This window comes from Bartonella sp. AD328YNZD, from assembly GCF_042196425.1.
On sequence record NZ_JBHIQG010000034.1, the window covers coordinates 1 to 14,228 of the forward strand.

At 38.1% G+C, this 14,228-nt stretch carries 10 protein-coding genes; 9 read left to right on the forward strand and 1 reads right to left on the reverse strand.

Features of this window, described 5'->3' with window-relative positions; all coding sequences use genetic code 11:
• Nucleotides 1–7 precede the first annotated feature (7 nt).
• From ACFIO3_RS03040 to ACFIO3_RS03065, 6 genes are all read left to right on the forward strand, one after another.
• Complete coding sequence (locus ACFIO3_RS03040; protein WP_375606322.1) at nt 8–781, forward strand: thiazole synthase; 774 nt, start codon at nt 8–10, stop codon at nt 779–781.
• On the forward strand, nt 778–1,383 hold the full coding sequence (locus ACFIO3_RS03045; RefSeq protein ID WP_375606323.1) for a thiamine phosphate synthase: 606 nt from the start codon (nt 778–780) through the stop codon (nt 1,381–1,383). The genes ACFIO3_RS03040 and ACFIO3_RS03045 overlap by 4 nt, the downstream gene beginning before the upstream one ends.
• Nucleotides 1,374–2,132 (forward strand): hydroxymethylpyrimidine/phosphomethylpyrimidine kinase, encoded by a 759-nt coding sequence (locus ACFIO3_RS03050; protein ID WP_375606476.1) that lies wholly within the window; start codon nt 1,374–1,376, stop codon nt 2,130–2,132. The genes ACFIO3_RS03045 and ACFIO3_RS03050 overlap by 10 nt, the downstream gene beginning before the upstream one ends.
• A gap of 446 nt (nt 2,133–2,578) precedes the next feature.
• Nucleotides 2,579–3,418, forward strand: coding sequence for a uracil-DNA glycosylase family protein (locus tag ACFIO3_RS03055; protein ID WP_375606324.1), 840 nt, complete (start codon nt 2,579–2,581; stop codon nt 3,416–3,418).
• 73 nt (nt 3,419–3,491) lie between these two features.
• On the forward strand, nt 3,492–6,122 hold the full coding sequence (pepN, locus tag ACFIO3_RS03060; protein WP_375609130.1) for an aminopeptidase N: 2,631 nt from the start codon (nt 3,492–3,494) through the stop codon (nt 6,120–6,122).
• A 288-nt stretch (nt 6,123–6,410) separates the two neighbouring features.
• Nucleotides 6,411–8,732, forward strand: coding sequence for an ATP-binding protein (locus ACFIO3_RS03065; RefSeq protein WP_375606326.1), 2,322 nt, complete (start codon nt 6,411–6,413; stop codon nt 8,730–8,732).
• On the opposite strand, the gene ACFIO3_RS03070 is transcribed toward ACFIO3_RS03065, so the two are convergent.
• On the reverse strand, nt 8,729–9,250 hold the full coding sequence (locus ACFIO3_RS03070) for a methylated-DNA--[protein]-cysteine S-methyltransferase (RefSeq protein WP_375606327.1): 522 nt from the start codon (nt 9,248–9,250) through the stop codon (nt 8,729–8,731). The genes ACFIO3_RS03065 and ACFIO3_RS03070 overlap by 4 nt on opposite strands.
• A 443-nt stretch (nt 9,251–9,693) precedes the next feature.
• Here ACFIO3_RS03070 and ACFIO3_RS03075 point away from each other — a divergent pair, with 443 nt between their 5' ends.
• The 3 genes from ACFIO3_RS03075 to ACFIO3_RS03085 all read left to right on the forward strand — a co-directional run bounded on the left by ACFIO3_RS03075 (nt 9,694) and on the right by ACFIO3_RS03085 (nt 14,003).
• A complete protein-coding gene (locus ACFIO3_RS03075) occupies nt 9,694–9,885 on the forward strand; it encodes a hypothetical protein (protein WP_375614400.1) in 192 nt (63 codons plus the stop codon).
• A 175-nt stretch (nt 9,886–10,060) separates the two neighbouring features.
• A complete protein-coding gene (gene carB, locus ACFIO3_RS03080; RefSeq protein ID WP_375614401.1) occupies nt 10,061–13,546 on the forward strand; it encodes a carbamoyl-phosphate synthase large subunit in 3,486 nt (1,161 codons plus the stop codon).
• 247 nt (nt 13,547–13,793) lie between these two features.
• The gene (locus tag ACFIO3_RS03085) at nt 13,794–14,003 is read left to right on the forward strand and encodes a cold-shock protein (protein WP_012754908.1); all 210 of its coding nucleotides are present in this window, start codon (nt 13,794–13,796) and stop codon (nt 14,001–14,003) included.
• Nucleotides 14,004–14,228 lie beyond the last annotated feature (225 nt).

Genomic DNA, 14,228 nt, shown 5'->3' on the forward strand with positions numbered 1-14,228 from the left:
GTTAATTATGTTGAATCTTTATGGACGACAATTCACCTCTCGTCTTATGTTAGGTACAGCGCAATATCCTTCTCCTGTCATCCTTCGTGATGCTATTCATAAATCCAATACAGAAATTGTAACCGTTTCATTACGTCGAGAAAGCGCAGGTGGAAAACAAGGAGGGCAGTTTTGGCAATTTCTTCAAGATCTTGGGGTAACAGTGCTTCCTAATACTGCTGGTTGTTATACTGTTAAAGAGGCCGTAACCACAGCGCAATTAGCAAGAGATCTTTTTAAAACAGCTTGGATTAAACTCGAAATTATCGGTAATTCAGACACCTTACAGCCAAATATTTTTTCCTTAATCGAAGCTGCTCAAATTTTAAACAATGAAGGTTTCAAAATTTTTGCCTATACAACGGATGATCTCATTGTTGCTGAAAAACTTTTCGACATTGGTTGCCGTGTTATTATGCCTTGGTGTGCTCCTATTGGTTCTGCCAAAGGACCTCATAATACTGATGGATTGCGTTCTATCCGTGCTTACCTTCCTGATGCTACTCTTGTTATTGATGCCGGCATTGGACGCCCATCCCATGCCGCCATTGCGATGGAACTAGGTTATGATGCAGTACTGCTTAATACCGCAGTTGCTAAAGCAGCTGATCCTGTTTTGATGGCTGAGGCCTTTTCCAAAGCTATTCAGGCAGGACGTATGGGGTATAAAGCTGGCATGATCGAAGCACGCAATGTAGCAGTCCCTTCAACACCAATCATTGGAAAAGCGGTATTTTCATGAAACTGGATCCTTTTTACCTCATCGTTGATAACGCTGATTGGATTGAACGTTTGCTTCCTCTTGGTATCAAGCTCGTACAATTGCGTATGAAACATGAAAATCAACAAATAATCCGTCAACATATTAAGCGTGCAAAAAACATATGCAATAAATTGGGAACACAATTAATTATTAATGATCATTGGGAAATAGCAATTGATGAAAAGTGTAATTTTATTCATCTGGGACAAGAAGACCTGAGCAATGCTGATCTTCACGCAATTCGTAAAAGTGGTATAAAAGTTGGTCTTAGTACACATGATGAACATGAATTGGATATCGCACTCTCTGCTAATCCTGAGTATATTGCACTTGGTCCTATTTATCCGACAATCTTAAAAAAAATGAAATGGATGCCACAAGGACTAGAGAAAATCAAACAATGGAGAAAACGGATTGGTGCTTTACCTTTAGTGGGTATTGGTGGGTTAACACCAGAACGTGCAGTTAGTGTTTTAAATGCAGGAGCAAATAGTGCTGCTGTTGTGACTGATATTATCCTCCATAAAAAACCTGAAGAGCGTGTACAGCAGTGGATAAAAGTGACACAAAAATGGCGTTGATACCTTCCATTCTTATTGTTGCAGGCACTGATCCAACAGGAGGTGCCGGTATTGTTCGTGATATAGAAACCTCTGCACATTTTCAAATAAAAGCAAATTTAGCAATTACTTGTGTTAACGTACAAGATGATAATCGCGTTGTCGAAATCATTCCAATGTGTGGAGACCTCGTCGCTGCGCAAATGCGTGCTGCTCTAGAAGCAAATCCAATAAGCGCAATAAAAATTGGTATGACGGGGACAAAAGCAATTATAGCAGCAATCTGTAACGTACTCAAAGACTATCCCCATGTTCCAGTTGTTTTGGACCCTGTACTTGTCGCTTCATCAGGAGGAAAACTAATAACAGAAACAATCATCGACACTATGATCGATAAACTGCTTCCTCATGTTGATCTTTTAACACCGAATAGAGAAGAACTCGCTCTTCTTAGCCAAAGTCCATTGGCATCTAATGATAAGCAAGCAATACAACAAGCAAAAAAACTTTTGTCATTGGGAGCTCGCTCTATCTTAGTAAAAGGCGGACATGCGGAGGGTCCTCTTGCAATTGATAGCTTCATTGACAAAATTGAAGTCATCAATATTTCTACTCCACGTTTAAAAGGAACAATGCGTGGAACAGGTTGCATTCTATCAAGCGCTATTGCAGCGCATTTGGCACTCAATGAACCTCTCATTTCAGCTGTAAAAAAAGCAAAAGAATATATCCACACATTGCTTTTAACCCATTGTGAAAACTGTTTGTAACGTCTTAGTGTTTTCTCATATAAAAGTAATAATTATATATTTCAATTAATATATTTAATTTATTTAATAAAAGCTATTAAATAAATATAATAATAAAAAATTATACTTAATTTTTTAAATAAAATACTACAAAATTCACTTTCACTAAGTATTAAATATAGAATATAATGATAAAAAATATTATCACGCCACTTGCATTCAGTAAAAAATTCTTTTATTATGAGTGAGTTTATTTTGTTTAAAAAGTTGAAATAGCGCAATTTAAACAAATTATACATTTAAAGATGCATATAATCGCGAAAACTCGCATTTTACGATTTGCCTTTTTTGTGAAAAGAGAGAATCCTATCAGCATTCTTATACATTAATGGCTAGCGAATACGTTTATAAAACTTGAAGGATAATTTTGTTTGATCTATAGTGCCTAGATCATTAGAAAAAGTAAAATGTTAAATCAAACGCCGTACTCGATTTCCTATGAAGAACTCTTAAACTTTTATAAAGAAAGTGGTGCGGATGCCGTTCTGACAGACTTCCCTATTGATCGTTTTAAGCAGTCTGCTTGTTCAGAGAGAAAATTAACGCCTGTTGTTAACATTTCTGGTAATCAACAAACATCTGCCAAAACATCTCCAAGCGTAAAATTAGATAATCATCCACTGTATAATTCTAGTCCTATACAAAACGAATCCGCTGCTATAGAGAGTGCAAAAAGTGCAAAGACACTTGATGAATTAAAATCTGCCCTCCTTGCATTTAATGGCTGTTCACTAAAATTGACAGCAAAAAATACCTGTTTTTCAGATGGAACAGCAGGAAGTCCCCTAATGCTCATAGGTGAAGCACCAGGACGAGAAGAGGATATACAAGGAATTCCTTTTGTGGGAAAAGCAGGGGTGTTACTTAATAAAATTCTCGCATCAATTGGCTTAGCAAGAAATAATGTTTACATTGCCAACACTATTCCTTGGCGTCCACCAGGAAATCGTACACCAACACCAAGAGAAGTTGCCTTGTGCCGCCCTTTTATTGAACGGCACATTTATTTAGCACGTCCTCGTGTTCTTATAGCACTGGGAGGCGTTGCTGCACAATTTCTTACTGGATCTCAAAATGGGATTATCCGAACAAGAGGGAAATGGCATATCTATGAAAGCGAAGATAATATAAAAATACCTGTTATGCCAACTTTTCATCCAGCTTACCTTCTTAGAACCCCTAGTCAAAAGAAGCTTACATGGATAGACTTCTTAGAAGTAAAAAATCGCCTCGACAGCCTTTTGTAATTCTTTAATCCTATCTTGCTTCTAAAATTAAAACACCCTTCTTTAACTCTTAAAATACTAATGGGAAAAAACTATGAAACAGCCAATAACATCTATTTATCGTTTGGAAGATTACCAACCAACTCCTTACGCTATCCCTAAAACACACCTTTCTTTCCAATTGGCACCAACAAAAACCTATGTTACAGCCATATTGTTTATTGAGCCCCGTCACGATACAAAAGAATTAACACCTCTCGTTCTTTCTGGTGATGATCTTACTTTAATTTCCGTTTCTATTAATGATGAGATATTAGCCCCAAACACTTATAGAGTGACGCCTTCACGTTTAGAGATTACAACGCCACCAACGGCTCCTTTTACATTAAAATTGGTTACGGAACTGAATCCTGAAAGCAACCGCCAACTTATGGGGCTTTATCTTTCAAATGGTGTTTATTGCTCACAATGCGAATCGGAAGGTTTTCGTCGTATCACTTATTTTTACGACCGCCCAGATGTTCTTTCTACCTATAGAGTAAAAATTGAAGCAGATTCCAAAACAATCCCAATCTTGCTTTCAAACGGTAATCTCGTGGGAACAGGAACTTTAGAGAATAATCGTCATTTTGCTATTTGGGAAGATCCTTATCCCAAGCCATCTTATCTCTTTGCTTTAGTAGGTGGAGATCTTGATAAGTTAGAAGACCATTTTACAACTGTATCTGGACGACGTATCGAGCTTGGTATCTATGTAGAAAAAGGAAAAACCGAACGCGCAACCTATGCAATGGATGCTCTTAAACGTTCCATGCGTTGGGATGAACAATGTTTCGGACGCGAATATGATCTTGATGTTTTCAATATTGTTGCTGTGTCCGACTTTAACATGGGAGCAATGGAAAACAAAGGCCTTAACGTTTTTAATGATAAATATGTTCTTGTCGATCCTGAAACAGCAACCGATCAGGATTATAGAAATGTTGAACGTGTCATTGCCCATGAATATTTCCATAATTGGAGCGGTAATCGTGTTACCTGTCGCGATTGGTTTCAACTCTGTTTAAAAGAAGGATTCACTGTTTATCGTGATCAGGAATTTTCATCAGATCAAAATATACGCAGCCTACAGCGAATTGAAAATGTAAAAGCATTAAAAGCGACGCAATTTACAGAAGACGCAGGACCTCTTGCGCATCCTGTACGTCCTCGTCAATATAGCCAAATTAATAATTTTTACACCACAACTGTTTATGAAAAAGGTGCTGAAGTTGTTCGCATGATACGAACTATTTTAGGTCCTACTCTGTTTCGTAAAGGCACTGATCTTTATTTTCAACGTCATGATGGACAAGCTTGTACAATTGAAGATTTTATTACCTGTTTTGCTGAAGTGTCTGGTCAAGACTTCTCCCAATTCATGCTATGGTATGAACAGGCAGGAACACCCAATGTAGAAATCGATAGTCATTATAGCGATGGTGTTTTAACAATTCATACAAAGCAACATATTCCCGCAACCCCACAACAAAAAACAAAAAAGCCCATGCTTATCCCTATCGCATTTGGCTTATTAGGACCTAACGGAGAAAACCTCGCTTATGAAGCGGATACAGATATTCAATCAGACGTTATGCTTTTATCCAAGGAAAGCCAAACGTTTACATTAAAAGGACTGCGTGAAAAACCCGTTTTATCACTGCTGCGAGACTTTTCTGCACCAATCATTCTACACACGCCATTTAATGAAAGTGAACTTATTTTTCTTGCACAACATGATGACAATCACCTTAATCGCTGGCAATCTCTTAATCATTTAATGACGCAAGCTTTGCTTCAAAGCATTCAAGATAAAACACAAGCAGCAAAAGAAACAATCTCCTCTGCTTTGCTAAACCTGATTGAAACAATCATAACAGATGAAACCTTAGAGCCTGAATTTCGTGCCTTCTGTTTAAATTTACCTAGTGAAGTTGAGCTTGCTCATACAATCGGTAAAAATATTGATCCAGATCGTATTCATTACGTGCGCAATCAGTTTCTCGCTTCACTTGCACAAACACATCAAAAACTCTTAACAAAATTTTATGAACAAATGCAAACCCAAGAACCCTATTCACCAGACACTGTACAAGCCGGAAAGCGAGCATTCAAGAACATACTATTGGATTATCTTTCCATTTCTGAGAACAATCCAAATCGTGCGGCGACACAGTATGCAACAGCTGATAATATGACTGACCGAATGGCGAGTATTGCTGTTCTCGTGAAGCGTTTTAATGAAAGTGAGCAGGCACAAAATGCCTTAAATGATTTTGAAAACCGCTATCGACATGACCCTTTGGTTATGGATAAATGGTTTTCTATTCAAGCAATGGTTGCTGGCACATCAACACTCGAAAATGTTCAAAAGCTCATGCAACACCCGCTATTTTCAAAGGATAATCCTAATCGTGTACGATCTCTGATCGGTATCTTTGCCTCTAACAACCTAACAGGCTTTAACAGAGTTGATGGTGCCTCCTATGATTTTCTTTGCCAAATCATTTTAGAAATTGACAAAAAAAATCCACAGCTTGCTTCACGATTATTAACAACTTTGCGCTCTTGGCGACAATTAGAACCCATTCGGCAACAAAAACTTGAAACGGCATTAAAAACGATTGCTGCCGCACCAAAATTATCAAGCGATGTTTCTGATATCATCAATCGTCTACTCACTTGAAACAAAAAAACATTTTAAATCAATATACTATAATATTTTTAAAAATAAACTCTACAAGCTACTTTGATCATCATTAAACCTATAAACAGGCAATCTAAGCCTGTTTATAGGCCATGTTTAAAATGCCTTTTCCTTTTCATATTCCAAATTCATAAAAGTAAAATACTTTTTTTTAAAAAAAGACTGGACAGAAGACTCCTGTTTTGATTCATTGCACTCTCATGGGGTTATTAATGAATATCGAAGCAGTTTTTAAATCACATTATTCCGGAATTAAAGGAACAAGAGATGGCTAAATTGGACGCATATAATGCGCCAACGGAGATATATGCTGATTCAAAATCGAGCGCTCAAAGCCATAAAGCGCAGACAAAGCGTATTCATCTGTTTTCTGGCTCTACCTATCAAAAGCTTCTCTTTATTGAACCTTGGTTGCGACGCTCACTTCCATTTGTCATTGTGGCATTTCTTATTGCGCTTGCAGCAATCCGTTTCGTATCAATCTATGATTGGCGCAACACAATTGATAAAAACACGCATTCTACCATCACTCTCTTAGCTTCTCATATTACCAATACAATCGACCGTGACTTACTTGCCGCCACTCGACAAGGAAAAGCTGCTGCTCTTTCTCATAATCATTTACAAAATATCCTAACCAATTTTCGTAACAAAGGTTTTATAAAAACCAGCGCTGTTATTGCTATTGTCGATCAAAAAGGCAATGTCCTAGCTTCATCAAGTTCTGAGATTGTCTTAGGAAAACCCTTACAGGATTTTACCTCTGAAAGCATTACTTTACAAGCTCTAGGAAAACATGCTGGAATCATGAAAATTACAATAGAAAAAGATATTCCTGCTCTTGCTTCCTTTGAGCAAACAGAAAATGGACAATATGGGGTATTCATCAGTGAAAAAATGCAACATATTTATATGGAATGGCGGAAAGCTCTCTCGTTAAATATAACCATGTTCATTGGAACTAGTGGCGTTATCCTCGCTCTTCTTTATGCTTATTATAACCAAATTGTACGAGCACGCAAAACAGATCTTGTTTCAGAAAAAATTCAAAACCGTATTGATATGGCAATGATGCGTGGACGCTGTGGACTATGGGATTGGAATATGGCCAGTGGACGCGTCTACTGGTCACGAGCAATGTACGAAATGCTCGGCTATGTCCCTCAAGATGCATTGCTCTCAATTTCCCAAATTAGCGCCATTATCAATCCAAATGATGCGAATTTTTTTGACCTTGCTCAGGAATTAATGAGCGGCAAAAAAAAGCATATCGATATTAACGTTCCTATGCGTCATGCTGATGGTCATTATGTATGGATGCGCATTCGTGCCGAAGTTACTGAAGAAGAAGAACCCCATTTGGTTGGTATTTCCTTCGATATTAGTGAACAGCAACAATTGGCTGAACAAACGGCACAAGCCGACCTTCGTATTCGTGACGCGATTGAAAACATTTCAGAATCTTTCGTCTTGTGGGATGCTGAAGGACGTTTAGTCATGTCCAACAGCAAATTTTGCGAATATGCCGCTATTCCTAAACAAATTCTCCAATCAGGTATCCAACGTGCAACCGTCGAAGCCATGGCACGCCCTGCTCTTAGTGAATATCCCCTTAAAGATGATGGTACTGGTAACTTAACCAGTATTCGCCAAACGGCAGATGGTTGTTGGCTCAAAATTAACGAACGACGAACCCAAGATGGAGGATTGGTTTGTATTGGTACTGACATTTCTGAGCTTAAACAACAACAGGAAAAATTTGAAGACAGCGAAAGGCGTCTTTTTTCTTTCATTCAAGAACTCAAACGTGCGAGAGGGAGTGCTCAACAACGCGCAACAGAAGTTGAAAAACTTAATAAAAGTCTGAAAGCAGAAAAAGAACGCGCCGAAAGTGCTAATAAGGCTAAATCAGAATTTTTAGCCAATATGTCTCATGAATTGCGCACTCCACTAAATGCTATTCTCGGCTTTTCAGATATTATGTTACAATCAACCTTTGGCCCTCTTGGTTCACAACGCTATAAAGAATATATGCATGATATTTATAATTCAGGAACCCATCTTCTAACCCTTATCAATGACATCCTTGATATGTCAAAAATCGAAGCTGGAAGATTTACGCTTGATTGTAAAAATACCGATCTTGAACCTATCATTAGTGAAGCAGTACGAACACTAACGCCTCAGGCTCAAGAAAAAAACATTGCTGTTACAACAAACATTACCCCAGAACTTCATGCTGAAGTTGATGGTCGTGCAATGAAACAGATTTTCCTTAATCTCATCTCTAATGCCGTTAAATTCACTCCTTCTGGCGGAAATATTGATGTCTGCGCTTTCAAGAAAAAAAATAATCTTATTTTTAAAATTACAGATACAGGTGTTGGTATTCCACAATCAGCAATTAAAAAACTTGGACAACCCTTTGAACAAGTTGAAAATCAACTTACTAAATCTCATACGGGCTCAGGTCTTGGCTTAGCCATTTCACGCTCCTTGCTAGAACTCCACAAGGGAAAACTTGAAATTACTTCAAAAGAAATGAAAGGAACAACTGTAACGATTATAATGCCCATCACACAAAGTTAAATTTCTCCATTTTGTTCTCGTTGTAGTAAAATCTGTTTCCGTTTGTCCCCCCAACGATACCCTGAAATAAAACCATTTTTACGCACAACACGATGACACGGAATGATAACAGCCAATTCGTTACGTGCACAGGCATTAGCAACGGCACGAAAAGCATTCGGCATACCAATACGGCATGCTAAAACCTCATATGAAATTGTTTCACCACATGGTATATCACATAATACTGCCCATACTTGTCGTTGAAAAACTGTACCATTTATATCTAAGGGAAAATTATATTTTTTTACCAGCTTAGGTGTTTCTATCATGGCTATAATATGGGCAACTTCTCTCTTAAATGTATTGTCACCTACAACTTGTTGTGCATCACCAAATCGTAGCGTAAACTCCTGTAGTAATTGCTCTATAGTGTCTCCTAACGCACTATGACAAATCCCTTTTTGAGACCTAGCCACCAAAAGCTTTCCTATTGATACATCTTTCAGACAAAATCTCGTTTGGGAAATGCTCGGCATTTTATCCTTCTTTATATTTTAAAAAGTTTTGAACATCACCATAAAGTAAAGGGAGAGTATTCACTCTCTTTTAAAAACAAACAAAATCATTCTGAAATTATCTCCTTAGCCATTGTATTAAAATACACTCTCACCCTTTTATGAAACGGACACATCTATAGATTGACGTTCCCTACCCTAAAACGGAAACTTCGACCAGAGCCGACTTATCAACAATCTTATTGTTTATTTAACAGATTCCAACTGAAACCATTTTATATGGTTTATTTCATAAGCTCTCTACAGACAAATTTGGTCCTGAATTTTATCATACGCTCTAACAAAAAACACCTTAATGTGGTAAATTTTCATACCTTATATCACAGCTCTAAACAGCAGTATTTTACGGAACAACACGATAAGTTTCCCATTTCATTGTACGAAATCCCATCAAACCATAAATAATGGCTTATGTTTTACAAGCAATAGAAAAAGCGCGGGGTCTCTTAGGCAAACAACGTCATAAAACACAAAATATGCAAGCAATGTATTGGGAAGATGTTCCGACTTTTTATGCTCCACGTATGATTGAATATTCTAATTTGTTGGAGCACTGTTATTATTTTTTATCAAAGGTCATACTTTTGATAGACTGATGAGATGACTCAACTCAAAAAAGAAATTTATCTTAAATTTTATGAAAAAAAGCATGGAAAAGGTATTTTAATGCTTACTTTCTTTGTCACTTAACTTATAAAATAACTGTAGCTTCAAAACTGAAATATTTTGCCTGCAACAATCGCACATAGATATTTGTCATAGGAAAAAGTCATGCCCAAACGCACAGATATAAAATCTATTCTTATCATCGGAGCAGGACCTATTATCATTGGTCAGGCATGTGAATTTGATTATTCTGGTACTCAAGCCTGTAAAGCATTAAAAGAAGAAGGTTACCGAATTATTTTGGTCAATTCTAATCCTGCCACGATTATGACAGATCCAGATCTAGCTGATGCAACTTATATAGAGCCCATTACGCCTGAAATCGTTGCCAAAATTATTGCCCATGAACGTCCCGATGCCCTTTTACCCACTATGGGAGGACAAACAGCCCTCAATACTGCTTTATCATTAAAGCGTATGGGTATTTTAGACCGCTATCATGTTGAAATGATAGGAGCCAATGCTGATGCTATTGATAAAGCTGAAGATCGTGCTTTATTCCGCCAAGCGATGGCAAAAATCGGTTTGGAAACGCCACGCTCTATGTTAGCCAATGCAACAGAACTGAAAGAAGAAAATCGCCAACAACACGCAAAAACGTGTGCTGAACTTAAAGCAAAGCTTTCTGGTACTGCGCTTGACAAAGCACTCGAAGAACTTGAGCGCAACTGGCGACATACCGAAGCTGATCGCAAACAACATTATATCGCTCATGCAACAGCAAAAGCAGTTCAAGCTCTTGATGTTGTTGGGCTTCCAGCTATTATTCGTCCTTCATTTACCCTTGGTGGAACTGGTGGTGGAATCGCTTATAACCGCTCTGAATTCTATGAAATTATTGAACGTGGGCTTGAAGCTTCACCAACAACAGAAGTATTAATTGAAGAAAGTGTTTTAGGGTGGAAAGAATATGAGATGGAAGTTGTTCGTGATAAGAACGACAATTGTATCATCGTTTGTTCTATCGAAAACATTGATCCAATGGGGGTTCATACCGGTGATTCGATCACTGTAGCACCTGCTCTCACCTTAACCGATAAAGAATATCAATGTATGCGTAATGCTTCGATTGCTGTTTTGCGTGAAATTGGCGTTGAAACGGGGGGATCCAATGTACAGTTTGCTGTCAATCCTGAAAATGGGCGCCTCATTGTTATTGAAATGAATCCGCGTGTTTCTCGCTCTTCAGCGCTTGCTTCAAAAGCAACGGGGTTTCCCATTGCCAAAGTAGCGGCTAAACTGGCTGTTGGTTATACACTTGATGAATTAAAAAATGATATCACGGGCGGTGCAACACCAGCATCATTTGAACCTTCTATTGACTATATTGTGACAAAAATTCCTCGTTTTGCGTTCGAAAAATTTCCCGGTTCATCACCTGTCCTCACAACTGCGATGAAATCTGTAGGAGAAGTCATGGCAATTGGACGCACTTTTCAAGAATCGTTACAAAAAGCACTCCGTGGACTTGAAACAGGGCTTACGGGTCTTGATGAAATTGTGATTCCAGAGCATGCTGAAGGTGATGAAAAAAGTTCTATACGCTCAGCCATTGCCATACCAAGCCCTGATCGTCTACGCTATATTGCTCAAGCTATGCGCACAGGCTTACCTTTAAATGAGATTCACCAAATTAGCAAAATTGATCCGTGGTTTTTAGAACAAATAGCCTCCATCATTGAAATGGAGCAGCGTATCCGCATTCATGGATTACCCCAAGATGCAGATAATTTACGTATGTTAAAAGCTATGGGCTTTTCAGATGCTCGATTAGCCTCCCTTATCGGACAAGAAACCGATTATATCGCAGCTTTGCGTAAATCACTGAATGTTAAACACGTCTTCAAACGGATTGATACTTGTGCGGCTGAATTTTCTTCTCCTACAGCCTATATGTATTCAACATATGAAGTTCCCTTTGCAGGTGTAGAGCACTCGGAAGCACACGTTTCTGAACGCAAAAAAATTGCTATTTTAGGCGGTGGACCAAACCGCATTGGGCAAGGTATTGAATTTGATTACTGTTGCTGCCACGCTGCTTTTGCACTGCGTGATGCAGGATTTGAAGCGATTATGATTAACTGTAATCCTGAAACAGTTTCAACCGACTATGATACCTCTGATCGCCTTTACTTTGAATCTTTAACAACAGAAGACGTTATCGCTATTTTAGAAGCAGAACAGGAAAAAGGAGATTTGGTTGGAGTCATCGTCCAATTTGGCGGACAAACACCCTTGAAATTGGCAAGCGCTCTAGAAAAACACAACATCCCCATCCTAGGTACTTCACCTGACGCTATCGACTTAGCTGAAGATAGAGATCGCTTTCAAAAACTGTTATTTAAACTTAATTTAACACAACCTCAAAATGGTATTGCCCACTCCATCGAACAAGCACGCCTCATTGCCCACGAACTAGGCTTCCCCTTGGTTGTACGTCCATCTTATGTTTTAGGAGGACGTGCTATGCAAATTATTCGTGATGAGCGTAGCTTACAAAATTATTTACTTGAGAGTGTCCCTGAATTAATTTCAGAAGATATCAAAGTCCGTTATCCTAACGACACAACAGGACAAATCAATATATTGCTTGGTAAAAATCCGCTTCTTTTTGATACCTATTTAACAGAAGCAATTGAAGTAGATGTTGATTGTCTCTGTGATGGCAAAGAAACACTAATCGTTGGTATTATGGAACACATTGAAGAAGCTGGTATCCACTCTGGTGATTCAGCATGTTCTTTACCAGTCCATACGCTCTCAAATAAAATAGTTACTGAATTAGAGCGCCAAACCAAAGCATTAGCACAAGCACTTCATGTTCGCGGTTTAATGAATGTACAATATGCTATAAAAGATGACACCATTTATGTCTTAGAAGTCAATCCCCGTGCTTCACGTACTGTTCCATTTGTTGCAAAAACGATTGGTCGCCCTATTGCTAAAATGGCTGCACGTATTATGGCAGGAGAAACGCTTCATGATGCTCTTCAAGCTTATGGTGGATTACCTTCTTTGCAGGAAAAACAACATATTGCTGTCAAGGAAGCAGTGTTTCCTTTTGCTCGTTTTTCAGGTGTTGATACACTTCTTGGTCCAGAAATGCGCTCAACCGGTGAAGTTATGGGTCTTGACTATGAGTTTTCGCTTGCTTTTGCTAAAGCCCAACTTGGAGCTGGTGTAAAACTCCCTAAAGAGGGAACTTTGTTCGTTTCTGTAAGGGATGAAGATAAAAAACGCATCTTAAATCCTGTAAAACGTTTAACTGAGCTTGGCTTTTCTGTTGTCGCCACAAGTGGAACACAAAAATTTCTCACCGAACACCACGTTGAAGCAAAAAAAATCAACAAAGTTCTAGAGGGACACCCCCATATTGAAGATGCTATTCGTAATCGCCAAATTCAATTGATTTTTAATACAACTAGCACTGCCAGTGCCATCTCAGACTCAAAATCATTACGTTATGCAGCACTCATGCAAAATGTTCCCTATTATACAACAATAGCTGGAGCCGAAGCCGTCGTAGAAGCGATCAAAGCACTCAAAAAAAGGCACCTTGAGGTACGTTCACTACAAAGTTATTTTAGTTGATTTTTTTTCTACTTAGTAAAATGTACACTATTTTCTTGTTTTTTCTTTATATAAAAATTGATTAAGACTTGCTTTTTGTTCTAAAAACTTTTATAGAGGTTTCATCGAATTTTCGGTTACGTGACTTTCTTTCCTGTGCAATCTGCACTTTCGACGAAACTTCTCCCACCTAATTTCGATCTACAGCCGTATTGAAGGGATAAAAGCTTCAATGCTCAATATAATTATATATTCTAAGGAGTTTCCTATGTCTACAGGAACAGTTAAGTGGTTTAATACAACAAAAGGTTTCGGATTCATTCAGCCTAGTGATGGTAGTGCAGATGTATTTGTACACATTTCTGCCGTCGAGCGTTCAGGTCTAAACAGTCTTAATGAAGGGCAAAAAATCTCTTATGATGTTCTTCAAGATCGTCGTTCAGGAAAATTTGCCGCTGGTAACCTTGCAGCACTTTAAAGTTTAAATTCTGCAATATTTTATTTAGAAATCTTCGTCTGTAACGACGAAGATTTTTTATTTTGTATAAAACATTATTTTACCTTGTTAAAATAAAAGACTGCTTATCTCCTTTGCACAATTTATCAAACCTCCTCTATCTTTCCTTTAAATCTTTCATAAAACCTAAGAAGAAATGACCTTGCAAAAATCTCAAAAAAGAAGAATATAAAGCCTATGTAAGAG

Excerpts from the sequence above, each read along its gene's own strand:
- ACFIO3_RS03040 (WP_375606322.1), top strand. The coding sequence starts at position 8 with ATGTTGAATCTTTATGGACGACAATTCACCTCTCGTCTTATGTTAGGT.
- ACFIO3_RS03045 (WP_375606323.1), top strand. The coding sequence starts at position 778 with ATGAAACTGGATCCTTTTTACCTCATCGTTGATAACGCTGATTGGATT.
- ACFIO3_RS03050 (WP_375606476.1), top strand. The coding sequence starts at position 1,374 with ATGGCGTTGATACCTTCCATTCTTATTGTTGCAGGCACTGATCCAACA.
- ACFIO3_RS03055 (WP_375606324.1), top strand. The coding sequence starts at position 2,579 with ATGTTAAATCAAACGCCGTACTCGATTTCCTATGAAGAACTCTTAAAC.
- pepN (WP_375609130.1), top strand. The coding sequence starts at position 3,492 with ATGAAACAGCCAATAACATCTATTTATCGTTTGGAAGATTACCAACCA.
- ACFIO3_RS03065 (WP_375606326.1), top strand. The coding sequence starts at position 6,411 with ATGGCTAAATTGGACGCATATAATGCGCCAACGGAGATATATGCTGAT.
- ACFIO3_RS03070 (WP_375606327.1), bottom strand. The coding sequence starts at position 9,250 with ATGCCGAGCATTTCCCAAACGAGATTTTGTCTGAAAGATGTATCAATA.
- ACFIO3_RS03075 (WP_375614400.1), top strand. The coding sequence starts at position 9,694 with ATGGCTTATGTTTTACAAGCAATAGAAAAAGCGCGGGGTCTCTTAGGC.
- carB (WP_375614401.1), top strand. The coding sequence starts at position 10,061 with ATGCCCAAACGCACAGATATAAAATCTATTCTTATCATCGGAGCAGGA.
- ACFIO3_RS03085 (WP_012754908.1), top strand. The coding sequence starts at position 13,794 with ATGTCTACAGGAACAGTTAAGTGGTTTAATACAACAAAAGGTTTCGGA.